At 39.9% G+C, this 25,028-nt stretch carries 23 protein-coding genes; 15 read left to right on the forward strand and 8 right to left on the reverse strand.

Annotation, left to right across the window (positions count from 1 at the left end; all coding sequences use genetic code 11):
* The first annotated feature begins 40 nt into the window (after positions 1-40).
* The 9 genes from MMP72_RS07390 to MMP72_RS07430 all read left to right on the forward strand — a co-directional run bounded on the left by MMP72_RS07390 (position 41) and on the right by MMP72_RS07430 (position 9,313).
* Positions 41-2,080 (forward strand): UvrD-helicase domain-containing protein, encoded by a 2,040-nt coding sequence (locus tag MMP72_RS07390; RefSeq protein ID WP_241315945.1) that lies wholly within the window; start codon positions 41-43, stop codon positions 2,078-2,080.
* Between the two features lie 23 nt (positions 2,081-2,103).
* Positions 2,104-2,556, forward strand: a complete 453-nt coding sequence (dut, locus tag MMP72_RS07395; RefSeq protein ID WP_241315947.1) for a dUTP diphosphatase — start codon at positions 2,104-2,106, stop codon at positions 2,554-2,556.
* A 192-nt stretch (positions 2,557-2,748) separates the two neighbouring features.
* Positions 2,749-4,170, forward strand: coding sequence for a phosphomannomutase/phosphoglucomutase (locus MMP72_RS07400; RefSeq protein WP_241315949.1), 1,422 nt, complete (start codon positions 2,749-2,751; stop codon positions 4,168-4,170).
* Positions 4,171-4,183: 13 nt separating this feature from the next.
* Positions 4,184-5,086, forward strand: coding sequence for an acetylglutamate kinase (gene argB, locus MMP72_RS07405; protein WP_241315950.1), 903 nt, complete (start codon positions 4,184-4,186; stop codon positions 5,084-5,086).
* Positions 5,087-5,211: 125 nt separating this feature from the next.
* Positions 5,212-5,988, forward strand: coding sequence for a GNAT family N-acetyltransferase (locus MMP72_RS07410; protein WP_241315951.1), 777 nt, complete (start codon positions 5,212-5,214; stop codon positions 5,986-5,988).
* A 97-nt stretch (positions 5,989-6,085) separates the two neighbouring features.
* A complete protein-coding gene (locus tag MMP72_RS07415; RefSeq protein ID WP_241315952.1) occupies positions 6,086-6,934 on the forward strand; it encodes a class II glutamine amidotransferase in 849 nt (282 codons plus the stop codon).
* A 281-nt stretch (positions 6,935-7,215) separates the two neighbouring features.
* On the forward strand, positions 7,216-7,671 hold the full coding sequence (locus MMP72_RS07420) for a bacteriohemerythrin (RefSeq protein WP_241315953.1): 456 nt from the start codon (positions 7,216-7,218) through the stop codon (positions 7,669-7,671).
* A gap of 245 nt (positions 7,672-7,916) precedes the next feature.
* Complete coding sequence (locus tag MMP72_RS07425) at positions 7,917-8,999, forward strand: hypothetical protein (protein ID WP_241315954.1); 1,083 nt, start codon at positions 7,917-7,919, stop codon at positions 8,997-8,999.
* A complete protein-coding gene (locus MMP72_RS07430; RefSeq protein WP_241315955.1) occupies positions 8,999-9,313 on the forward strand; it encodes an RnfH family protein in 315 nt (104 codons plus the stop codon). The genes MMP72_RS07425 and MMP72_RS07430 overlap by 1 nt, the downstream gene beginning before the upstream one ends.
* A gap of 62 nt (positions 9,314-9,375) precedes the next feature.
* Here MMP72_RS07430 and bamE read toward each other — a convergent pair whose 3' ends face one another.
* Complete coding sequence (gene bamE, locus MMP72_RS07435; RefSeq protein ID WP_241315956.1) at positions 9,376-9,774, reverse strand: outer membrane protein assembly factor BamE; 399 nt, start codon at positions 9,772-9,774, stop codon at positions 9,376-9,378.
* Between the two features lie 111 nt (positions 9,775-9,885).
* On the opposite strand from bamE, the gene fur reads away from it, so the two are divergent.
* Positions 9,886-10,323: a ferric iron uptake transcriptional regulator gene (gene fur / locus MMP72_RS07440; RefSeq protein ID WP_241315957.1), complete on the forward strand. Its 438-nt coding sequence runs from the start codon at positions 9,886-9,888 to the stop codon at positions 10,321-10,323.
* 95 nt (positions 10,324-10,418) lie between these two features.
* On the opposite strand, the gene MMP72_RS07445 is transcribed toward fur, so the two are convergent.
* Together MMP72_RS07445 and MMP72_RS07450 are read right to left on the reverse strand one after the other, a co-directional pair.
* Entirely contained in the window at positions 10,419-11,537 is a 1,119-nt protein-coding gene (locus MMP72_RS07445; protein ID WP_241315959.1) for a PilT/PilU family type 4a pilus ATPase, read from the reverse strand.
* A 27-nt stretch (positions 11,538-11,564) separates the two neighbouring features.
* Positions 11,565-12,602, reverse strand: a complete 1,038-nt coding sequence (locus MMP72_RS07450; protein WP_241315961.1) for a type IV pilus twitching motility protein PilT — start codon at positions 12,600-12,602, stop codon at positions 11,565-11,567.
* 127 nt (positions 12,603-12,729) lie between these two features.
* On the opposite strand from MMP72_RS07450, the gene MMP72_RS07455 reads away from it, so the two are divergent.
* Positions 12,730-13,422 carry a YggS family pyridoxal phosphate-dependent enzyme gene (locus tag MMP72_RS07455; protein ID WP_241315963.1) on the forward strand — a complete coding sequence of 231 codons (693 nt, stop codon included), beginning with the start codon at positions 12,730-12,732 and terminating at the stop codon, positions 13,420-13,422.
* Positions 13,423-13,629: 207 nt separating this feature from the next.
* On the opposite strand, the gene MMP72_RS07460 is transcribed toward MMP72_RS07455, so the two are convergent.
* Both MMP72_RS07460 and MMP72_RS07465 read right to left on the reverse strand, forming a co-directional pair.
* Positions 13,630-17,226, reverse strand: coding sequence for an AAA family ATPase (locus MMP72_RS07460; protein WP_241315966.1), 3,597 nt, complete (start codon positions 17,224-17,226; stop codon positions 13,630-13,632).
* A gap of 9 nt (positions 17,227-17,235) precedes the next feature.
* Complete coding sequence (locus MMP72_RS07465; RefSeq protein ID WP_241315967.1) at positions 17,236-18,486, reverse strand: exonuclease SbcCD subunit D; 1,251 nt, start codon at positions 18,484-18,486, stop codon at positions 17,236-17,238.
* 165 nt (positions 18,487-18,651) lie between these two features.
* Between MMP72_RS07465 and MMP72_RS07470 the strand changes: the two genes are divergently transcribed.
* A complete protein-coding gene (locus MMP72_RS07470) occupies positions 18,652-19,434 on the forward strand; it encodes a crotonase/enoyl-CoA hydratase family protein (protein WP_241315970.1) in 783 nt (260 codons plus the stop codon).
* A 97-nt stretch (positions 19,435-19,531) separates the two neighbouring features.
* Here MMP72_RS07470 and MMP72_RS07475 read toward each other — a convergent pair whose 3' ends face one another.
* Positions 19,532-19,909, reverse strand: a complete 378-nt coding sequence (locus MMP72_RS07475; RefSeq protein WP_241315972.1) for a VOC family protein — start codon at positions 19,907-19,909, stop codon at positions 19,532-19,534.
* 535 nt (positions 19,910-20,444) lie between these two features.
* Between MMP72_RS07475 and MMP72_RS07480 the strand changes: the two genes are divergently transcribed.
* Together MMP72_RS07480 and MMP72_RS07485 are read left to right on the forward strand one after the other, a co-directional pair.
* Positions 20,445-20,891 (forward strand): ABZJ_00895 family protein, encoded by a 447-nt coding sequence (locus MMP72_RS07480; RefSeq protein WP_241315974.1) that lies wholly within the window; start codon positions 20,445-20,447, stop codon positions 20,889-20,891.
* A 74-nt stretch (positions 20,892-20,965) separates the two neighbouring features.
* Positions 20,966-21,874 carry a TIGR01777 family oxidoreductase gene (locus MMP72_RS07485; protein ID WP_241315976.1) on the forward strand — a complete coding sequence of 303 codons (909 nt, stop codon included), beginning with the start codon at positions 20,966-20,968 and terminating at the stop codon, positions 21,872-21,874.
* Here the strand turns inward: MMP72_RS07485 and thiO are convergent.
* Both thiO and hemB read right to left on the reverse strand, forming a co-directional pair.
* Positions 21,860-22,981 (reverse strand): glycine oxidase ThiO, encoded by a 1,122-nt coding sequence (thiO, locus tag MMP72_RS07490; RefSeq protein WP_241315978.1) that lies wholly within the window; start codon positions 22,979-22,981, stop codon positions 21,860-21,862. The two genes, MMP72_RS07485 and thiO, sit on opposite strands and share 15 nt — an antisense overlap.
* Positions 22,982-23,203: 222 nt before the next feature.
* Positions 23,204-24,217, reverse strand: a complete 1,014-nt coding sequence (hemB, locus tag MMP72_RS07495) for a porphobilinogen synthase (RefSeq protein WP_241315980.1) — start codon at positions 24,215-24,217, stop codon at positions 23,204-23,206.
* 172 nt (positions 24,218-24,389) lie between these two features.
* Here hemB and MMP72_RS07500 point away from each other — a divergent pair, with 172 nt between their 5' ends.
* Positions 24,390-24,887 carry a thioesterase family protein gene (locus tag MMP72_RS07500; RefSeq protein WP_241315982.1) on the forward strand — a complete coding sequence of 166 codons (498 nt, stop codon included), beginning with the start codon at positions 24,390-24,392 and terminating at the stop codon, positions 24,885-24,887.
* Positions 24,888-25,028: the final 141 nt, after the last annotated feature.

Genomic DNA, 25,028 nt, shown 5'->3' on the forward strand with positions numbered 1-25,028 from the left:
GTCTATAATCATGCTCGGAAACGTGAGAGGTATTACAACGATGTCATCTGCCAGTCAATTGAATGACAAGCAACTTGAAGCCATGAAATATGTTCAAGGGCCTTTGTTGGTACTTGCAGGTGCAGGTTCAGGTAAAACCTCAGTAATTACGAGGAAAGTTGCTTTTTTGGTACAGCAGTGTGGTATTCCTGCCTACCGTATCACGGCAATGACTTTTACCAATAAAGCTGCACGTGAAATGAAAGAGCGTGTGAGTAAGCTACTTTCTCGTGAAGAAGCAAAAGGACTTTCTGTTTCGACTTTCCATACCTTTGGCTTAAATTTGTTACGTTTAGAATTAAAAAATTTGCCGCTTAAAGCCAATTTCTCGATCTTAGATGCAGATGACTGTAAACGAATTTTGATGGATTTGATGCAGCGTGACAATTTATCCGGTGCTGAAAGCAAAGATTTGATCGCAAAGGCCATGAGAAAAATTTCAGATTGGAAAAATGATCTGGTTTTGCCTGAACATGCGCATTCAACCTGTGAAACGGTGGATGATGTTCAGCTTGCACATTTATACCAACTGTATGAGCGAAACTTGCGTGCTTATAATGCGGTTGATTTTGATGATTTGATTGTGATGCCAACCCGCTTACTTCAGGAAAATGCTGAGGTGAGAGATAAGTGGCAAAACCGTGTCCGTTATTTATTGGTGGATGAATATCAAGATACCAACACAGCGCAATATACTTTAGTCAAGCTCTTGGTCGGGGTGATGGGACAGTTCACTGCGGTGGGGGATGATGATCAGTCCATTTATGCATGGCGTGGAGCAAAGCCTGAGAACATGGCTTTACTCAAAGAGGATTTTCATAACTTAAAAGTGATTAAGCTTGAGCAAAACTATCGCTCAACCAGCCGTATTTTAAAAGCGGCCAATGCCGTGATTGAAAATAATCCACACATTTTTGACAAGAAACTGTGGAGTGATAAAGGCCATGGCGAAACCATTCGTATTATTACCTGTTTAAATGATGATGATGAAGCCGAGCGTGTGGTGAAAGACTTAATCACACATAAGCTCATGAATGGTAAAAGCTGGAAAGATTATGCGGTGCTCTATCGTGGAAATTTCCAAGCACGTGTCTTAGAAACACAACTGCGTCAGCTACAAATTCCGTATAAATTATCAGGTGGTCAATCCTTCTTTGCGCGTGCTGAAATCAAAGATGTGATGAGCTATTTACGGTTAATCATCAATCCTGAAGACGACAGTGCTTTTTTACGGATTATTAATACGCCCAAACGCGCCATTGGTCCTGTCACCTTAGAAAAGCTCGGATTATTTGCGCAAGAAAATACCTTGTCATTGCTGACAGCATCATCAGATCAACGTCTGTCGATGGTATTGCCAAAGAAAGCAACAACACAATTACATGAATTCGCAGATTTTATTGCAACATTCACGCGTGAACTGTTAGATGATGATGAACCTGTACCGAAGGTTCGTCAGATGATCAATGAAGCTGGCTATATTGATTATGTACGTGAACAAGCGGCAACACCTGCACAAGAAAAAACCAAGATCGATAATATTGAGACGCTCTACACCAGTATCCAAAACCTGATCAATCGTGCTGACGATGTCGATGAGAAAAATATCGAAAGCGTGATTCGTAAACTGGTCTTGTTGGATATGCTGGAACAGCAACAAGAGGAAGAAGATACAGATAAAGTGAACCTATTGACGCTACATGCAGCAAAAGGTTTGGAATTTCCTTATGTCTATATGATTGGTTTGGAAGAAGAGTTACTGCCACATAAAAACTCAATTGCAGCCGAAACCATCGAAGAAGAACGCCGTTTGATGTACGTGGGAATTACTCGTGCTCGTCAAGGTTTGACGCTGACACTTGCAGAGCAGCGTAAAAATGGTGGACAAATGCGTCAAATGACACCAAGTCGTTTCTTGGATGAGTTACCGCAAGATGAGTTGGAATGGCATGGTCGCAAGAAGAAGCTTGCGCCAAATGTTGATCCGAAAGAACAGGCACAACATTATCTCGCCAATTTAAAAGCTTTATTGAAACGTTAAGAAATTGTAAGTAGGAAGTCGGAATGAAAGTCCAAGTTAAAGTATTAGATGCACGTTTAGGTCAAGAGTGGGCATTGCCTGCTTATGCAACGACGGGTTCAGCAGGTTTAGATTTACGTGCTTGTTTAGATGAAGCCATTGACATTGCCGCGGGTGAAACGGTTTTAGTCAAAACTGGTTTGGCGATTTATATTGAAGATCCAAATTTTGCAGGTTTGATTTTACCGCGTTCAGGTCTAGGTCATAAGCATGGTATTGTATTGGGTAACTTGGTTGGTTTAATTGACTCTGACTACCAAGGTGAGTTGATGGTGTCTGTTTGGAATCGTGGACAGAATACATTCCGTTTAGAGCCAGGTGAGCGTTTAGCACAATATGTGCTTGTACCAGTGGTCCAAGCAGCGTTTGAGCAAGTAAGTGAATTTGTTGCAACTGAGCGTGGTGCTGGTGGTTTTGGGCATACAGGGCAACAGTAATTTTTCGGTAATTATCACTTTAAATGCAATGTTTTGCTGAAAAACATTGCATTTCTCATGTTGATTGTTACTTAAATTTATATTAAAAAGCAGCTGACGATTTATTTTAATTTTTCTCAATAAAGGTGCGTTAATTTCTTAATAGTATTATTTTTTGAATAGTCTTGCGATTATAAAAAATAGGGGCTTACTGTGAATATAAAACATACATTTCCTCTGAATATTTTTCGTGCTTATGATATCCGTGGCAAACTGAGTAATCTTACACCTCATATTATTCATTCAATCGCCCACGCTTTAGTACTACAGTATAAAAAAGCTGAACAAAACCAAATCGTAATAGGGTACGATGCGCGTTTAACCAGTCCAACTTATGCCAATATTATTCAGCAAATATTTGAACAACAAGGCTTTAGCGTTACCAATATTGGTTGTTGTTCATCACCGATGATGTACTATCTTGCTCGTGATTATGGTGGCAATGGCATTATGGTTACTGCAAGTCATAATCCAAAGTCGGATAATGGGATTAAGTGGATTTTAACAGGTGAACCACCAAATCCAGATGCAATACAACATATTGCCCAATTGGCTGAAGTCTCTTTGCCTAGCTTGCAACAAGCGCATGATTTAGAGGATGTTTTACATGAATTTATGCCTGAATATTGTTTGCAATACCAGCAATCATTATTAAGTGATATTCAGTTATCACGTCCTTTAAAAGTGGTATTAGATGCTTTACATGGTTCGGCAGGTCGTTGTGCAAAGCGGGTCTTAGAAAAGTTAGGTTGTGAAGTGATCGCATTACGTTGTGAGGCAAATGGACATTTTCCAGATCATGCACCTGATCCATCACATGCAGCACATTTAACACAATTACAAACCACAATTATTTCTGAAAAAGCAGATATCGGGATCGCTTTAGATGGGGATGGGGATCGTGTGGTTCTGCTAGATGAACATGCGCATATTATTAGCCCTGATCGGTTACTGTCTTTATTTGCACAAATGTGCTTGTTACAGCATCCGCATAAAGAAATCGTATTTGATGTGAAGTGTTCTCGTATGGTGGCTGATACTGTGCAGCAACTCGATGGACACGCCAAAATGATTCGTACTGGCAGTAGTTTTTTACGTGCCTATTTATCGCAATCACAAGGTGAAGCTGTATTTGGCGGGGAGTTTGCGGGTCACTATGTCTTCAATGATGGTCGTGGTTTTGGTTATGACGATGGTTTATATGCTGCACTCCGTGTGATGGAATATTTTATCCAATCCAATGCCATCAGCCTTTCGGAATTATTCGCCATTTATCCTGAACGATATTGTACAGAAGATACTTATATTAGTACGCACGAGGCGAATCCTAAACAGGTTTTAAATGATATTGAGATTTTAAGCCGTGGTTTAGATGCCCGTTTAAGTAAAATTGATGGTGTAAGACTTGATTTTGACGATGGTTTTGGCATTATTCGAGCATCCAATACGGGTGAATATTTTACTGTTCGTTTTGATGCAGATCATCCAGATCGATTAATTGAAATTCGCCAAGAATTTGTTTCTATGTTGCAAGACCAATATCCTTTAATTGCACAAGAACTCGCACAGGCTTAATAAGGAGAGATACATGCCACCTCACGAGCATATCGGCGTTGATAAGGCTAAAATTTTAATTGAAGCTTTGCCGTACATCCAACGTTTTGCTGGTAAAACCTTGGTGGTGAAATATGGTGGCAATGCCATGACTGATCCAGAGTTGGAAAGTTCATTTGCTCGTGACATCGTGCTATTAAAAACAGTCGGTTTGAATCCAATTGTAGTACATGGTGGTGGCCCTCAAGTTGACTCATTATTAAAGCGTTTAGGACAAGAGTCCGATCGTATTGATGGGATGCGTGTAACCGACCAAGCGACGATGGAAGTTGTAGAAATGGTTTTGGGTGGAAGTGTTAACAAATCGATCGTGAATTTGATTAATCAACATGGTGGTCGTGCAATCGGTTTAACAGGTAAAGATGGTAATCTACTTCGCGCGCGTAAATTGTTAATGGAAAAGCAAGAAGCGGATGGTTCAATTTCTCAAATTGATTTGGGCATGGTTGGTGAAGTCACTGGTGTTAAAACTGACGTGCTTGAGATGTTTACCCAAGGTGATTTTATTCCTGTGATTGCGCCGTTGGGTGTTGATGACGCAGGTAATACTTATAATATCAATGCTGACCTTGTTGCAGGCAAAGTGGCAGAAGCCTTAGGTGCTGAGAAGCTTATTTTACTCACCAATATCACTGGTGTATTAGACGAAAACAAAAACTTGTTGACTGGGTTAAGTACGCAAGAAGTTGATCGTTTAATCGAAACAGGTGTGATTTATGGTGGTATGATTCCTAAAGTCGGTTGTGCGCTGGATGCGGTAAAAGGTGGTGTTGTCAGTGCGCATATCGTCGATGGTCGTGTACCACATGCAACTTTATTGGAAATCTTTACCGATCATGGGGTTGGGACGTTGATTACCAATCGGGCTAAGCATTAAATATTCAAACAAAGATCAAAGAGACCTCATGTAGGTCTCTTTTTTGTCATCACCTGTTCATGTTTTAGTCATGGCAATGTCATTTAAGAGATTTAAGGTAATTCTAGTCATAAGGAGCTTTCATTATGCTAGAAAAATTAAACCAATATCGTCAAAATTTGACTTTACCTTTACGCCAGAAACCTTCACAAACCCAATTCCGTTTTGAATGGGTGGATAATCTAAAAGAATTACAACAAGTACAACGCTTTAGAGCAACACAATTTAGTCATCAATTTGGGATGACTTTTGAAGATGGACTTGATCAAGATCTTTATGATTTTGGTTGTGAACATGCCGTGTTACGTGAGAAATGGACAGGAGAGATCGTAGCTTATACACGTCTTAAATTGTTCCAAGGTCATGAAATCGGACAAAGTTATAGTGCAAAAGAGTTTGATGTGGTTCCACATTTTTCGCATTTACCGAATGTATTAGAAATCGGACGGACCTGTGTTCATCCACAATTTCGCTCAGGTAAAGCTTTATCAATGTTATGGCTGAATTTAGCCCCAAAAGTCCTTTGGTCAATGCGTGCCAAGTATTTAATGGGTTGCGTCAGTATTCATCTTGAAGATAATTTGGCTCGTGCCTATTATACGCACCGTCAAGTTCAACAACTTGCTGAACATCAGAGCATTGATATTCGTTCAAAACGTGCCTTTGAACCAGAACGTCCTGACTATAGTTTTCCGCAAGACGAACGTATGCCTAAACTATTTCAGACTTATTTAGGGATGCAGTCGAAGTTATCCAAACAAGCGTTTTATGATGAAGATTTTAAGTGCCTAGATTATTTTGTATTTTTAGAAGTGAATAAAATTGCAACTTCTTTTGTGATGAACAAGATGGTTCAGCGTTAGTTATATCATTCTTAATCCAATAGTGAGCACATATTAAGATTTACAAGCGATCAATACCTCATGCACAATAGGTGCAGATGTTAGATAGTTAAAAGATATGTGCCAGCTATTAGGAATGAATTGCGCTACCCCGACAGATATTACGTTTTCTTTTCGTGGTTTTTCACAACGAGCAGGGGTCACGTCTGATCATTGTGATGGTTTTGGCATCGCTTTTTTTGAAGATAAAGCTTGCCGCTTATTTGTCGATAACCAATCAGCAGTGGAATCTCCAATTGCAGATTTGATTCGTAACTATCCGATTAAATCTCGTAATGTGATTGCACATATTCGAAAAGCCACGCAAGGTAAAATCAATCTCGAAAATTCTCATCCCTTTTTGCGCGAGTTATGGGGAAGACATTGGATTTTTGCTCATAATGGCGATTTGCATGAGTTTAAACCTGAGCTAAGCGGACGGTTTGAGCCAGTCGGGAATACCGATAGCGAACGTGCATTTTGCTATTTATTAGATCAAATGGTCGAAGCGTTTGGATATACAGAGCCGAGTCTAGAAGATATTTTTTCTCTGTTAGAGCGTGTTGCGCCACAAATTGCTGAACATGGCACATTTAATTTCTGCTTATCCAATGGTCAAGCATTATTTAGTTATGCCACGACGAAGCTGCATTGGTTGGTACGAGAGTACCCATTTCAAAATGCACATCTCATTGACCTAGATGTTGCGGTTGATTTCAGTGAGGTCACCACACCAGAGGATCGTGTTGCTGTGATCACTACAGAGCCGCTGACGCATAATGAAGCATGGACAGCATACCAAGCGGGTGAAATGATTTTATTTCAGCATGGTAAGCCGATTAAGCATGCCTTAACGCGAGTTGAACGCCTTATTCGTGAAGCTGAAAACCCTGCCCTAAAACGTGTGACTAAAGCTGATCAGTATTAATCTCTAAATAAAAGAATACTTGACGAAAATAGACACTTTTTTAAATTTAAAGGTGTATATCTCAGCTATATTTTAATTAAATTATAGGGTTAATTTTTCTAATTGGTTAAAAAATACTTGAGTGTTTTGATAGGTAAAGAAATTAAAATAAAGATAAAACAATAGGTTAATTTATTTGTTTGAAAAATATGTAAAATCTGACAAAAACACTTTGTTTTTATTTGTTTATTTTCTCGCTAGTATTCTCTTATTCAATAAATAATATTGATCTTGGGGGATTTTTGGGGATGAAATGGTCTGTTGAATATAATACAGGTATCGAGGTTATTGATGATCAACATCGTCGTATTCTAGATTATATTAATGAAATAAATGAGTTAAAACATGGCAATGATCGGGTAAAAATGAAAGGTGTTTTGGATAATATTATTGATTATACCCAATCACATTTTACCTTTGAAGAAAGCTTACAAGAAGAAGCGAACTATAAATATCGTGTACCTCATAAACGTGTACATGACTTATTTATCAAAAAGATAGAAGTATATCGAGAACGCTTTGAATTGGGACAGGAAATAGATAATGAGTTGCATGAAGCACTCTCGAAATGGCTCATTAATCATATCCGTCATGATGATGCTGATTATGTAGGAGCAGTCAAAGAAAATATGCTTGGTATCATTAAAGACAATGAAAAGAAAAAAGGGAAAAACTGGTTTTCTAGATTTTTCTCATAAAAATAAGATAATAAAAAAAGACCCTTTATCATAGAAAAATAATAAGGTGAGTATCAGTGTAAATAAGGGGTCTAATGAGTAAAATAATAATTCATGCGCGGCAAATCATCTCGCTGGTGGTTTGCCTTTTTCTTTTGCTATCTTTTATTTTGATTTTCAGGCTTGAGAAAGGCAAAATAGATTGAATATTTCATTGCAAACACCATAAAGTGCAATGAGTTCAAAGATTTTTCAAGGAATGCATTATGCAGGACACAACTCTGTCACGCTGGTTGGCTCCAGTGATGGCGTTTTGCTTATCTTTTGTCATGATTACCACTTTAGCCCCTACAGTTGGAGTCCAAATTGACCGTCAATTGGATTTTTGGTTGTTATGGTTAGGCACAATGTTTTTATTGGCATTACCCATTGCTTATCTTGAAATTGCTTTAGCAAAGCGTTCACAGACCACTGCATTGCAGGCACTGTCCACGCTGACACGTGATGCTGATGCATCGCCAAGATGGCGAATTGTGGGTTGGTTGGCTGTTGTTTTTGTCCCATTTTTTGCTGGTAGTGTTTTAAGCACAGTCACAGGGATTGTGAAGCAACAACTTGTTTTAGATACGCCTAACCAAATCTTATTTGCGATATTTGCTGTGGTCGCGCTTGGATTGTCTTTTATTCCTCGCCAGTTCCTCATTGGTCTGACTACACTGGGTGTTATCGCTGCTTTTGTACTTGCCAATGTACTGGGAACTGAGTTGCAAGCATGGCATTGGACTGGTGTTGAATTCAAAGAGTGGGGCAATGCCACTGTTCTTGCGTTAGTCGCAAGTGGTTTAGGCCTGGGTTTGTATTGGCAGAGCAGTTTATCTGCGGTGAAAAATCAAACAGCAGCAACCACAGCAGTATTACCTATCTGGGTTGCTCAGTTAGTTGCAGTGATTGCTTTTGGTTTCTTCTCTGTTCAGGTTCAGTTGCCAGCATTGGCATGGGTCTTCGCTGCGATCATGACAGCGGCATTGCTGATTCAACTGACAAGAGAACAGTTAGCACAACGTCAACTCGCACCTGTCATCCAATGGGCGGTTATTGTTGCTGCGATCGCAGTGTGGGCGCTGCCACAAGTTGAGCAAATCTTTAATACACTGTTGATGCTATGGGGCTTAGCAATTTGCTTGATTTATGCTGTTTTCGCTGGCTGGATTATGAAGATCAGTCATTTACGTAAAGCGATGGGTTTTAGCAATGAGTTGTTTTATAACTTATGGCGTATTGCTGTACGTGTAGTCTTACCGCTTTCAATTCTTGTTGCTGCCATCGCTGTGATCGGACAGAGTCTTTAATGGAACAGGTGAAGCAAGTTTGGGTTGCCTTTAGCAACCCTGAGCAACAGTTTCATATTGCGGTTGCATTTGTTGAAGGAATGACGGCATTACAAGCCATTCAGAACAGTGGTTTAGCAGATCAAGTCAATTTACCTGAACCTTTACAGCTAGGTATCTTTGGGACAAAGATTGAAGCTGAAACCGTATTGCAAGTTGGCGATCGGGTTGAAATTTACCGTGCGTTGACGATTAATCCAAACGATATTCGACGTAAACGAGCGGCTAAAAACCCAGTAGGACGTTTTGCCAAAGGTAATCGTTTCAAACTATGAGCTTAATAAATAAAACCCCTCAGGAATGCTTCGATGAGGGGTTTTATTTTATAGCAAAGTGACTATAGTGGCGGTGCAGTCAAAATCGCTTCTTTTGATGCGGGTAAACCCGGTTGTGATTCTGGAATCGTATCTAAACCTTCGATACGTTCTACATTTCCATTTGCATCAAAGTAAATTTTTAGATGTTGACCGTGTGCTGCAGGTATTTTTGCTTTTTTTGCATAAGTGCCTGGGATATAGTTGTAAATATAGTCCCAACGTTGAGGATTCAGTGGATCTGAAACGGTCGGGCTTCCGAGCAAGAAACGGACTTGCTGGAAACTCATGCCGACTTGTACCTGAGTTGCTTGTGCCTTGGTTAAGGGCGTTCCTTGTGGAATGTCGACTTTATAAACACCAAAGACAGAACAACCGCTTAGTACTGAAGTGACGAATAACGTCAGCATGATTTTTTGCATTTTGCTACACTATCCTGATAAATGATGATGCATTTGATCCGAGGATAGATCATACTGCATCTAAACTCTATTTCCTATTCCAACTTAAAATTTGTTGAGAGACCTTTTTTCATGCCTATTTCCAATCAAGACTTACGCAAAGCTGGACTTAAAGTTACCCTTCCTCGTATTAAGATTTTGGAATTATTAGAAAATTCAAAACAACACCATTTAAGTGCAGAAGATATTTATAAAACTTTGCTTGAACAAGGTGAAGATGTAGGCTTAGCGACTGTTTACCGTGTGTTAACACAATTCGAAGCTGCAGGTATCATTCAGCGCCATCATTTTGAAAATAATCATTCCGTTTTTGAAATCATGCAAGAAGATCATCACGATCATTTAGTTTGCTTGAACTGTAATAAAGTGATTGAATTTACAAATGATATTATTGAAAGAGAGCAGCATTTAGTTGCAGAAAATCATGGTTTTACTTTAACTGGACACTCTCTGAATCTATATGGCTATTGCAAAGATACTGAATGCCAAGAGGCTTATCGTAAAAAATAAGTTTTATTCGGTTAAAATTGATGAGTTCACTAAAAATGAACAATTAAAAAAAGGAAGGTTACAAAAACCTTCCTTTTTTCATGGGCTTCAGAAAACTATTGACCATCAAAGGTAATATTTTTGCTGGCATTTAAGAGTTGATCTGCACCTTCTTCGGAAAGTTTAATGGTGAGGCGCAAATCGTTTGGTGAGTCTGCATGTTTGAGTGCATCTTTATAGGTAATTTCACCTGCTTTATAGAGGTCAAATAATGCTTGGTCAAAGGTTTGCATGCCGAGCTCACGTGAACGTTTCATCAGATCTTTAATCTCATGAATTTCACCTTTACGGATATAGTCAGCCAATAATGGTGTATTGATTAATACTTCAATTGCCGCGCGGCGTGAATTGCCATCTGGTGTTGGAATCAATTGTTGCGCAACCATGGCTTTTAAATTCAGCGACAAATCCATATATAACTGCGTATGACGATCAGCTTCAAAAAAGTGAATGATACGATCTAGTGCTTGGTTGGCATTGTTCGCATGCAAGGTTGCGAGTACTAAGTGTCCCGTTTCTGCGAAGGCAATCGCATAGTCCATGGTCTCACGAGAACGAATCTCACCAATCAAAATAACATCAGGTGCCTGACGTAGAGTATTTTTTAAGGCAACCTCAAATGAGTCTGTATCAATACCGACTTCGCGTTGAGTCACGATACAGCCTGCATGTTGATGTACAAATTCAATTGGATCCTCGATGGTAATAATATGACCTTTTGAATTATGATTACGGAAGCCAATCATCGAAGCCAAAGAAGTTGACTTACCTGTTCCTGTTGCGCCGACAAAGATAATAATGCCGCGTTTGGTCATGGCAAGATCTTTGAGTACGGTCGGAAGTTTTAGCTCATCCATCGTTGGAATGACGGTTTCAATGCGACGTAATACCATCCCTGGCATATCACGTTGTTGAAAAGCACTGACACGGAATCGCGCTGTTTTTTCACGGTTCATAATCGCGAAGTTACATTCACGTGTTTCAGCAAATTCTCTACGTTGTTTATCACTCATAATTGAATGTAGCAACTGACCGACGATTTCACCTGATAATTTTGTTTTGGCTACAGGGATAATTTGTCCGTTAATTTTCATTGATGGTTCTACATCATCAGTGACAAATAAGTCCGATGCATTTTGCTGAATCATCAAATTGAGCAAGTCATTAAAGTCCATGAGATTTCTCTAATCCTTTTGTATTTTTTATAGGAATGATTCTGGTTGTTTAGCGGCCGTACGTGCCGTTTGAGGGCTAATCATGCCTTTAGCAACCAGTGTTTTCAGACTTTGATCGAGTGTCGTCATGCCGTAGTTAGCGCCAGTCTGAATCGCAGAGTACATTTGCGCCACTTTATTTTCACGGACAAGGTTACGGATTGCAGGAATCCCGATCATGATCTCGTGCGCAGCCACACGACCACCGCCATTCTTTTTCAATAGGGTCTGGGAAATAACCGCTTGTAATGATTCGGATAACATCGCACGAACCATGTCTTTTTCTTCAGCAGGGAACACGTCGATCACACGGTCAATGGTTTTGGCAGCAGAGGTGGTATGCAGCGTACCAAAAACCAAGTGACCTGTTTCCGCTGCGGTTAATGCAAGACGAATGGTTTCTAAGTCACGCATCTCACCGACCAGAATAATATCAGGATCTTCACGCAGTGCAGAACGTAGTGCTTCATTAAAGCCATGCGTATCACGGTGTACTTCACGCTGGTTGATCAGACACTTTTTAGACTGGTGTACAAATTCGATTGGGTCTTCAACAGTTAAAATATGGTCATAACGATTTTCGTTGATATAGTCGATCATCGCCGCAAGGGTAGTGGATTTACCTGAACCTGTTGGCCCTGTTACCAGTACAATACCACGTGGGTAATCACAAATTTGCTTAAAAATGGTGCCTAAACCTAAGTCTTCCATCGTTAACACTTTGGATGGAATGGTACGAAAGACAGCACCAGCACCACGGTTTTGGTTAAATGCGTTAACACGGAAACGAGCAATATTTGGGACTTCAAATGAAAAGTCGGTTTCAAGGTCTTCTTCAAAATCACGACGTTGTTTATCATTCATGATGTCATAGACTAGACGATGGACATCTTTGTGCTCTAAGGCTGGTAGATTAATGCGGCGAACCTCACCATCTACACGAATCATCGGTGGCATTCCCGCCGAAAGGTGCAAATCCGAAGCACCATTTTTTACTGAAAAGGCGAGTAACTCTGTGATATCCATAATATCCCCGAAACAATTAAAAAGTAATTCATTATTTTGTAGAATAATATAAGACTTTCCCCGAAGCTTACCAAGACCTCTGATTGTTGATATACAAAAAAAGATGTCGTGAATGAGAACTGTGTCAATGAATTTACTCCAACAGCAGCGCCAACATGTATTTAACCAAATTGAACAGGTTTGTCAGCGGGTTAATCGAACGGCAGCATCTGTACAATTATTGGCTGTCTCCAAAACGCATCCGAGTAGTACTCTCCGAGAAATGTATACGGCTGGACAACGCAGTTTTGGGGAGAACTATTTACAGGAAGCCTTAGCGAAAATCGATGAATTACAAGATTTGGAAATAGAATGGCATTTCATTGGGCATGTACAGCGCAATAAAACCAAACACTTAGCTGAAAAGTTTGACTGGGTACATGGGGTAGATCGTTTCATTATTGCTGAGCGTTTATCCAATCAACGTTTAGAAGGTCAACCCCCTTTAAATATTTGTATTCAAGTGAATATTGATGGTCAAGATTCTAAAGATGGTTGTCAGCCTGATGAAGTTGCTGAGTTGGTGCAACAGATCAGCCAACTTCCAAATGTGCGTTTACGTGGTCTGATGGTGATTCCAGCACCTGAAAATCATGCAGCGTTTGCTGATGCGAAAATCTTATTTGAACAGGTGCAATCTCAACATGTTCGTCCAGAAGATTGGGATACTTTGAGTATGGGGATGTCTGCTGATTTAGAGGCTGCGATTGCAGCAGGTTCAACCATGGTCAGAGTTGGTACGGCGTTATTTGGGGAACGAGACTATTCTGCAAAAAGTTGAATATCTACTTTTGTAGGTTTTGGCTTACGAGAGATGCTCCATTTAGCGGCTATGTACATTTTAGTTTTTAACCTAATATGGCTTTATCAGGAACAGGATGTTTCGTATAAGAACAATAATGAGTGTTGAATGGAATCAGGTACGACAGGAGTTTTACCTTAGCAGAATCTAAAAAAGCCTCGACAGGATGTCGGGGCTTTTTAGTGTTTATCCCACCACTTCAATCCGACTTGAACCCGATCCAATTGGTTGTACTTGAATTTGTACAGGAATACGCTCATGCATTTCCTGAATATGCGAGATCAAGACGACTTTACGACCCTGACTTTGTAATTGGTCCAATGCATTCATCACCATATGCAAAGATGAGGCATCGAGTGTTCCAAAACCTTCATCAATAAATAATGATTCGATTTTCATCGAACCAGAAGCCATATTGGCGATCGCTAAAGAAATCGCAAGGGCAGTGAGGAAGGATTCTCCGCCAGAAAGTGATGCAACAGATCGAGTTTCACCGTCCATATCATGATCAATAATGGCAAGGCTCAGTGAGTTATCCAAACGTTTGAGAGTATAACGTTGCGATAGCATCGCCAATTGTTGATTGGCATATTCCAGTAAGATATCGAGATTATATTGCTGGGCTAAATCACGAAAATCTTTCCCTTTAGAATCACCAATTAAACTGGAAATCTTATTCCAGCGATGTTCTTGTTGCTGAATTTGTTGAATTTGATCTGCAAACTGTTTTTGCTTGGCAAGATTTTGCTGGTGCAACTCCAGTTGAACTTTGTATTGATCCCGCTGTTCCGTGCATTGCTGTAAATTTTCTTGATTGAAACGAATCGACTCAATCAGTTGCTCAGCTAGAATAGTCGGTTGCTGTTGTAGATGTACATTTAGCTGTTCTTGAATCGTCTTAAGCGCTGAAGTGGCTTCATTTAATCCACGATCTGCATTTTGTATCGCTGAACGAATCTGCTGTTCTTGTGTCGATGAAATTGCCAGCAGTTCACTGAGCTGCTTTTCTTCAAAATGTTGATGTTGATTTAACCATGTTGCTACTTCAGCGTTACATTGTTTAAGTGAGTCTAGATTCTGCTGATATTGAGCTTTGAGTAGTTCGAGTTCATTTTTCTGTTGTTCGAAGTGCTGACGAGCTTGTTCAAAACTGTGTTTAATTTTCTGATATTGACTTTGCAATTGCTGACGCTGTTGATCGTGTTGATTTAACCATTCGTTGGCTTTTAGCTCAGTTAAGCCCGTCATGATCACAATGAGTTGGTTTGCTGCTTCAGTATTTTGTTTACCTTTGGCTTCGGTATCTTGTAATTGTTGCTTCAATTCGGTGTGTTGTGTGGTTAATCCAGCCAAATTTGATTTTAATAAATTCAGTTGTTGATCAGCATTGTCCTTCAGCTTGATTGTATTTTCAGCTTGATCGAGTTGCTGCTGACGTTGCTGCAAACTTTGCAAGATATGCTGTGAAAATGACAAGGTTTGTGTAGACCACGATATTTTCTCATCAGGATTCAGGCAAGCAATAATATGCTGAATTTGTTGTTGTAATTGCTGTATTGATTCAAGTTGATGGCGTGTATTTTGAATGATCTGTGTTAAGTTATGTTGATCTTTATTGGCTTGTCCGAGTCGTTGTAACTCTATTTCAATTTGTTGTTTGGACTGTGTCGATTCGGCAACTAAAAGTTGCACTGATGCGGTGATTTCATTCTGAGCTAAATTGAAATCCAGTTGAATGTTTGATTGTACTAAATGTTGCTGTAATTGATGATCCTGAGTTTTTAATTTTTCACTGAGTTGTTGCAAAGTGTTTTGTAGCTGTATTTGTTCAGCCCGAGTCTGAGTCAATTGCTGTTGTGCATTTTGCCAAAGTTGGAAGCATTGTTGTTCGTGTTGAATCGCTTGTTGCTCTTGCTGTTGTTGTAATTCATACAATGCTTTAGAAACTTGGCTTTCATCATCGCGATAAGGGTGTTCGGTACTACCACAGACGAGACATGCTTCTCCTTGCTTTAACTCAGCACGTAAATGCTCAATATTTTCAGCATGTAATAAACGTTGTTGTTGCAAGATTAGCTGTAGTTTTTCACGTTCAATTTTCGCAGTTTGAAACTCAATTTCTGATTTTTGCGTATTTTTCTCAAACTGCTGATATTGCTGTTGTGTGGTATTGAGTTTGTGATTCAACCCTACAACTTCATTTTTCACCTCAAAATAGTGCTGTAGTTTTTGCTGAATAAGGTCGAGCTGGTTCAGTCGAATCTGTTGTTGTTCTCTTAATTTTTGTTTTTGCTCAAGTTGCATTTCGATTTGCTGTGTTGTTCCGAATTGTTGAACTAAATCATTTAGCACAATTTTGTCTTGATCGAGTTTGGTCTGCGCTCGTTGAATATTGCCTAACGTATTTTCGGCTTTTTGGTATTGCTGAATAAATTGTTGGAGCTGTTGGATATGTGCATTTAAACCTTTATCTAAAGCCGAAAATTGCGTGCTTTGTTGTAGTTGCTCAGTGCAAATGCTTTGTTGTTGTACTAGGTTTTGAATGTTTTGCTCAAACTGTTGCTGCTGAGCCTGTAACGGTTGTTGCTGGTTTTCAATTTGGATTAATCTGCTTTTGGTCTTTTTATATTCTTCACCGATATACTCACGCTCTTGTATATATTTACGCAATTGAGTCAGTTCATTTTGATGCATTTGTTCAAAGGCTTGGAACTGCTGTAGTGCTGTTTCTGCTTGGGTATAAAGCGTTTTCTCTTGTTGGAATTGAGTCGTCAAAGCAGTGAAGCTATTTTGCTTTTGCTGAATCTGTGGTTCGAGCTGCTGTTGATTTTTTTGAATTTGCTGCTGTTGAAAGATCACTGGGCGTATACCAGAGAACGTCTCAAGTTGTACCAGCCGTTGACGATCTGCGGCTAAGCTTGCATGGGCTTTGAATTGAATGTCGTGATATTGCTGTTTTAAGACAATCTCACTTTCCAGCTTATGTTGCTGTTCAAACCATTGCTGTTGTTGTTTGAGTTGGTTTTTTTCTGTTTCAAGCTGTTGATATTGTTTTTGCACTTCTAGAAATTGGCCGTGTAGTGCTGCGATTTCTTCATCTGAACGGATTTCAATATGACCTAAAACGTTTTCCAACTGTTTGCGTTGATTGGTAATTTCTTTGGTTTTCTCAAATGCCAATTGCCCAATTTTTGCGAAGATACTGGAATTGGTCAGATACTCAAGCAATTCACCACGCTCATTATCCCGTGCTTTGAGAAAGGCGGTGACCTCTGATTGTGCCAAAAGTACCGCACGTGTGAATTGCTCAAAACTGAGTTGCGTGATTTGCTGAATATGGTTTTCGACTGCTTTGGTTTTATCGGCAATCACCACACCATCGGTGAGGCATTTCAGCGAGCGCTGTACGCTTTGCAGTTTACCATGGGCATTTTCACGGGCACGTTTGATTTCCCACCGCGCTAGATAATGCTTTTGATCTTGTGCCACAAAACAAAGTTCAGCAAAGCCATGTCCTGTACCACGACGCAAAACCGTAAGTGGGGAGTTGGTAAGAAGTTCTGAACCATCGACATCCAATAATTTTCCATCACTGTCTTTGAGACGTGGAATTTTATTGAATAGCGCAAGACACATCGCATCTAAAATGGTGGATTTACCAGCGCCTGTTTTACCTATAATGGCAATCAGTCCAGCATTGGCTAGAGGCTCAGTTTCAAAATCAATAAAATGTTCACCTGCAAGAGATGCCAAATTTTTAAGTCGGATCGATAAAATTTTCATGGCAGCTCTTTAATTTTGGTGATCATCTTCAAGTTGTTTTTGTGCTTCGGCAACCAAACACAAAAAGTCTTGGGTGACATCATTATCAGTGCTATAACCTTTTTTCTCCCAGATTTGCTGGAATAGCTTTTCAGGTGTGGGCGGCTCAAGGCTAATATTTTGTTTGTGCTCAGCACTATTTTCATTGGATAAATATTGTCTTGAAATCCTTACCAAACGATAGCGATCTTTGGGTAAGGCATCTTCAAATTGTTGTCTTAAATTGGGTTGAGGCGGGGTAGCAGTGTGATATTCAATATCGACATATTCTCGGTGGTCAATATTTTTGATGACTGCATTGGGCAGATTTTTAAGTCGTTGCATTACTTCCGTGAGTTCGCCTTTAATCTTGTGTAGTTGTATGGATCGCGGGATGGCGATGGCTTCAAACTCAAATTTATTTTCATCTTTAGATGGGTCAAGGGTTACTTCAACCACTTGATGTTTATAGTTGATTTCACTGAAAGAAAGTGGAATTGGGGAACCGCTATAACGGATATGTGGATGTTGTACTTTTTGTGGTTTATGCAAATGTCCGAGCGCCACATAATCAATCACGTCATCAAAAAGTGTGGTGGAAAGGGCTTCTTCATTTCCAATGATAATCGGGCGTTCTGAATCTGAGGTTTCGCCGCCTTGCATATGTGCATGTGACATCAGGATTAAGGCTTGCTCATCGGTTTTTCTGCGTTTTGCCTCAGCGATTAACTGTTGATGTAGGTAGGCAATCGCACTTTGACTCTGCGTGGTGTGTTCATTAAAGCCTGTGATTTCAGCGGAACGTAAAAAGGGCAATGCAATGCACCATGCCACAATCTGTTTTTGCTCATCAAAAATTGGCAAAATTAAACGTTCTAGATCAAGTGTTTTATCATCATTCCAACGGATCACCCCGACTGTTTTGGCATTGTATTTTTCTAAAAGGGGTTCAACTTGCTCGATGCGATAACCTGAATCATGGTTGCCTGCGATCATCAAGGTTTGCATCTGAGGTGCAATTTCATGTGCATCGGCTAGGAATTGATAGAGTTGTTTTTGTGCTTGTGAACTTGGATTGATCACATCAAAAATATCACCTGCAATCAACAAAGCATGTGGCTGTTTTAGTTTGATTTGTTCAAGTAACCATGTCAGAAACTGTTCATGTTCGTAATGGCGGGAATGGTTATAAAAAAACTGCCCCAAATGCCAGTCAGAAGTATGAAAAAAACGCACAGTCATAAATGAGTCTAAAGATGAAATTAACCAGAATAAGGTAGCACGTATTCAATGTGAAAGTAGAGTCTTTACGGAGCAGAAAATGCTGTACAAGATAATCATTGATCATCTTTAAGCGATCATCTAGTTTGGTAATCAGGCAATCATATAAAAATGAGGAAATAGAAAATGAGCTTAGGTAAAGTAAGCCGCGAAATTATTGGCCATATCATATTAATTGGGCTAGACCGAGCAGCAAAACGCAATGCCTTTGACAGCCATCTGATTTCAGATTTATCACAAGCCTTAACTGAATATGAAAATGATCCTGAATTACGCTGCGCCGTGATTTTTGCCCATGGTGATCACTTTACCGCAGGTTTAGATCTCGTTGAATTACAGTCAAAAATTTCACAGGGAATTTTCAATTTTGATGAAAATCAAATTAACCCTTGGGGAACGGGGGGCAGACAACGAACCAAGCCTGTAGTGGTGGCTGTACAAGGGATCTGTTATACCGCAGGGGTGGAGTTGATGCTCAATGCTGATGTGGTGATTGCCAGTGACAATAGCGTATTTGGACAGCTCGAAGTTCAACGCGGCATCATGCCTTTTGGTGGGGCAACTGTGCGATTTGTGCAGGCTGCTGGTTGGCAAAAAGCCATGCCATATTTGTTAACAGGTAAGACCTTTGATAGCAAAATCGCGTATGAACTGAATCTTATTTCTGAGATCGTTGAACAAGGCAAACAGCTTGAACGTGCAATCGAAATTGCCACAGAGATTTGTACATCCGCACCACTTGCAGTACAAGCTTTATTGGCTTCTGCTACAGATGCCGTTACACAAGGCCAGACATTTGCATTTGGAAAAATGAACAGCTATCTCATGCCACTATTTGTATCGCAAGATGCACAAGAAGGTGTGCGTGCCATGTTAGAAAAACGTCCACCTCAATTTAAAGGTCATTAGAAAATACAAACCGACGATTCCAATTCAAGTCGTCGGTTGAAATTTTTATTAAGGGTTTTTGTATCAATAAACCCAATTTGAGACGGTATTGGAAAAATTATTGCGCATTCTCATCCATTTCACAAATCCCAAAAACATTGTTGTCTAAATCCAAAAAATAGCCTTGCCAACAACGGTTTGGAATAGCAAATTTATCCATAGCGATGATACCGCCTAGGCTTAAAATTTTGGCGGCAGTTTCGTCGAAGTTCGCTACTTCGATGGTGCAGGTAAAAGCATTGGTGCCACACTCAGTGGGTGGCGTTGCTACAGGACGCTGTAATAAACTGCCATGAATGCCATCGGTTTCGATACGATAATATTCAATCGGTAAATCCTCTACTTTTTCAAACTTCCAGCCAAAAGTCGATTCATAAAAAGCTGTATCTCGTTGTGGATTTGAAGATTGGATTTCAAAATAAATAATTGCATTCATGTCTTTATTCCTTTGTCTTTATTTTGGTTGAATCATTCTAAATATATCTCGTGATGTAAACATAACGGTTTATGTAAGTATGTTCTGTGGCTGAGTATCACTTGATTGAAAAAGTGAATTTTATTAGCTTAATGATGTTCAGATAAACGTATTGAAAATTGATGAAGTAATCAAATTAGCGAATAAACTAGAACTCTAAGAGCAAAGCGGTGATGCTGAACAGATTAAAATCTACGTTGTCGATGCGATTTAAAACACAAATTTTAGGCAAATAAAAACCGACGATTCGAGTGATGATAAATCGTCGGTCAAATCTTCATCATAAGTTTTGGCTGCTAACAAAACCAATTCCGAAGAGGAAAGTCATAATGAAAGGTCACCGAACGTTGCGGATGCCGTGCAATGTAGATTCGGTTGCTGCGACCTTGTACTCTATATAACGAGACTAAATGCAGATTGGTTGACATAAAAATGAAAAAAAAGTAAAAAAAATCTATAATCATTTATTAGGGTCGACTTGATTGGTTATATGTTTATGATTTCATTGCGTTTGTATTATTTATGGTTTTTTGTCATTTGCCTCGTTTCGACTTTATTGGCTGGTGTGCTGGCTGCGATTTTACCAAATAGTATAGGAGGTATACTCACAGCACTCCCTTATTTGATTGCAATCATTTTTGTATTATTCAAATTTTTAAAACAACAACAACGTGCACCAACTGCTCAAGAGAAAAAACGTTTAACACTCGCTTTTACCCTGATTTTTTGGGGATATAACGTATTGGGCTTGTTGTTGGGTCTATTCTTCTTTGCCCGTAAAGATCCTGAGGTCTGGCAGAACTTCCTCTTGTATTTGCAACAGCCTAAATTTTTGCTGACTGTCCTAGCGATGTGGCTAATGCTGGCGATTCCATTATTTTTAATTACCTATTGGTTTTATGGCAAGCAAGCACAGCGAATGGCATATAAGATGTTTGGATAGTTTAACAGTTATCTTGTAATTCATTTTTATTCTGTTATAGCTACTTATACATATCGTTTTTGATAGGTAGCGCCATGCAAAAATTGACTGTACTGGTCACTGGAGCGAGTGGTTTCATTGGCTCTCATCTTTTACCGTTCCTATTAGAACAACAATATCAAGTCATTGCCTTAACTCGACAAAAACAAAAGCATTCTCAGCACCCACATTTAACTTGGGTGAGTGATTTAGAACAGATTCAGCGCTTAGAAATAGACTATGTGATTAATCTGGCTGGGGAAAATATTGGACAAAAACGCTGGAGCGAGCAACGCAAAAGGCAACTCATTGAAAGCCGAGTTGGCATGACTGAAAAGCTCTATGAATGGTTAGAGCGCAAACAGATTTATCCTAAATGTATTATTTCAGGTTCAGCGATCGGTTATTACGGGATTGATCCGACTGAACAATGGGCGACTGTGTCTGATGAAAATTCACCTCCGCAGGATATTTTTATGTCGGAACTATGCCAAGCATGGGAACAGGCAGCATTAAAATTTTCCAATCAAAACACCAAGATCATTCGTTTAGGTGTTGTTTTTGCGGGTGATGGTGGGATTTTACCGCAGATGCTTTTACCGATTAAATTGAATATGGTCGGTAAAATTGGCACTGGGCTGCAACCTGTAGTCTGGATTCATATTGAGGATGTGCTGCGCGCCATTTTGTTTTTATTGAAATTGGAAAGTGTGCAAAAGGTTTATAATTTTGTTGCTCCTGAGCAATCCAATCAACAGCGGTTTGCCCGTATTGCGGCTTACGTTTTAAAACGTAAACCATTTATGCATATGCCAAAATGTATCTTTGAATGGGGCTTAGGTGAACAGTCACAACTGATCTTAAATGGACAATATGTACAACCAAGCGCGTTGTTAGAACATGGTTTTGAATTTAGTTATCCCAATCTGGAATCGGCATTACAACAAATTTTAATGCGTGACTAAGGCTAGATTCTGTAATCGTTGAGGAGAATAAGCAGTTGGATTGGCAATGGTTTCTTGCCCTAAAATCAACTGGCGTAAAAGTTGCGCTGATCCAGCGCCCATACATAGTCCATTACGAAAATGTCCGAAGTTAGCCCATAGATTTTCTATGTCAGGCATCGCACCAATATAAGGGATACCATGTGGTGAACTTGGGCGTAAACCTGCCCAACGTTTTACAATTGGGAACTGTTCCAACTCAGGAACCATTTCTAAACAAGCCGTTAAAATATCGTGTTGCGTGTGTTGATCAATAGCGGTACTAAATCCACACTCCGCCATACTTGAACCACAAACGATATGCCCATCTTGTCTCGGAATCAGATACATCACTTGATTCATGCACATGGTGGGTAGCCAATTTTCAGGGGTTTTAAACAGTAGCATCTGACCTTGTACAGGGTGCACAGGAATTTTTCGCTGTATTTGTTCAGCCCAGTGCTGGCTCCATGCACCTGAGCTAAGCACCACATGATCAGCAAAAAAGCTTTGACCATCTTCTGTTTGTACACCTTGGATCTTTTTATTTTTAATGATCAGTTTTTCAATTGGACAATGTTCAAAGAATTGAACTGAAGGGTGTTGTTTTAAATAGCTGATCAGTGATTGGAGTAAGCGAGGATTGCGGATATTAGACAGTTCTGGGAAATAGATTGCTTGTTCGAAGTCCGCAGAGATATGCTGATTTACCTGTTGGATGTCATCGCCTGTTAAGTATTCACAACGTTGCATCGGCTCATGATATTTTTCAGCATATTCCAAACCTATTTGGAAGTCATCCTGATCAAAAATCAACATACCTGTATCGTGGATTTGAAAATCAATCCCTGTGATGGGGTATAGTTTTTCATTCCACATCTGATATAGAGATTTGCCATATTGAGCAAGTTGATTGACTTCAGGCGCATATCGCCAAGGATACATCGGGGAGAGGATACCACCACCCGCCCACGAAGCGGCTTGACCCGCTTGTTGTTGATCAAAAATATCGACAGAACAGCCTTGTTCAGCAAGCTCAAGTGCAGTCATTAAGCCGCTAATCCCTGCACCAATGATGGCAATATGCATAATAAAGTTAAACCAGTATATTTTTAATTTCCCTTTAAAAAAGTAGGGTCGTCAAGTTGTTATTTTACCTCTCTCTAAATCCCCCTCTTAAGAGTAGAGAGACTTCGACAAATTCAATACCTTAATAGGATTTTTAAATTTCCCTCTATTTTTAGGAGAGGGTTAGGGAGAGGTTAAGCTTGACAGTCTTACCTTTATTAAAGGGACTTGTCAGGAGAAATCCTATCTCATCTCTTTCAGTTTACGTGCTGCTTCTTCAGCAAAATAGGTCCAGATCCCATCTGCGCCAGCACGACGGCAGCACATCAATGATTCTAAAATTACACTATCAGATAACCAGCCATTCTGAATTGCACCCGCCAGCATGGCATATTCACCACTAACTTGATAAACAAAAGTTGGAACGCCAAAAGTATCTTTCACTTCACGGACCACATCCAGATAAGGCATTCCTGGTTTTACAATCACCATATCTGCACCTTCCTGAATATCCAGTGCAATTTCATGTAAGGCTTCGGCACGATTGCCAACATCCATTTGGTAGTTGTATTTATTGCCACCTTTGAGGTTGCTTGCTGAGCCGACTGCATCACGGAATGGGCCATAGAAGCTCGATGCGTATTTCGCTGAATAGGCCATGATATTGGTGTAAATGAAACCATTTTGTTCAAGTGCTTGACGAATCGCCCCAATACGTCCATCCATCATGTCACTTGGTGCAACCACATCTGCACCTGCTGCTGCATGACTGAGGGCTTGTTTAATTAAGCATTCAACCGTTTCATCGTTTAAGACATAACCTGTATCATCAATAATGCCATCCTGACCATGCGTGGTATAAGGATCAAGTGCGCCATCGGTAATGAGCACCATTTCTGGTAATTCTTTTTTGAGCAGGCGGCAAGTTGTTTGAACTAAACCATCTTCATGCCATGCCGCTTCTGCCGTTAAACTTTTATCTTGTTGTGGGGTAACAGGGAATAAAGCAAGTTTTGATACGCCCAGTTCTAATAAGCTTTCGGCTTTTTTGAGTAATAAATCAGCAGATAAGCGCTGCACATTTGGCATGCTTGGAATGTCTTGAGTTTGTTGTTGTCCCGGTAATACAAATACTGGATAAATCAAATGATTAGCGGTGAGTTGTGTTTCACTGACCATCGCACGAAGTTGGTCATTTTTACGGATACGGCGCATGCGAGTCGCAGGAAAAGCTGGACGATTGAACGTATAAGTCATAACAATCTCGGTGTTCAGTATTACACTATAGGGATAATTGAACGAATTAAGTCATGCTAGGGGAGAACTTAGCAGCTTAGGTCAATTAAAGAACCTCGCTATTGTAGCCCCATATTTTTAGATTTGTACAAAATAATGGGATGTTTATCGTTCCTTTGGATGTTGGCAGCGTATGAATGATGTAAAGAGAAACTGGACGGGTAATATTCAGTTAGGTGCGAAAGCAGACCATGACGTGGTCTTGAAACAACTTTGTAAAGCATTTAATGCCTGTCCTTTTTTTAAATACTGCGGCATGGTCATGCGTGTTGTTGATGATCAAATTGAAGGCTATTTTGAAATGCAGCCAGAATTGGTGGGGAATGTAGCATTTCAGATTTTACATGGTGGTGTTGCAGCAACCTTATTGGATAGTATTGGTGGTGTGGTGGCGATGGAACAATTGTATCGTCGTGCAACACCAGAAGATCTCCCAGATACCATTAAAAAAGTCTCTCGCTTGGCAACAGTTGATATGCGTGTTGATTATCTTGCACCTGGTCGAGGGAAATTCTTTATCGCACGTGCAGAAACGCTTCGTTTAGGGCGCAAGGGCTGTACCATGCGAATGACTATGGTCAATGATGAAGATAAACCCATCGCAACCGCAATCGCATCTTATGCATTTTAATTCATCTGCTGAATACTAAATTTCTGAGCTGCTTTTTAACGTGTCGGAATCTGACGCAATATAAAATTGGGTTTTAGGCTTGAAATCGTTACTTAAGACACTATATACAAGGAGCGAGTGTATATTTTGCTGATTGGTTAG

It is taken from the genome of Acinetobacter sp. NIPH 2699 (assembly GCF_022549355.1).
GTDB lineage: Bacteria > Pseudomonadota > Gammaproteobacteria > Pseudomonadales > Moraxellaceae > Acinetobacter.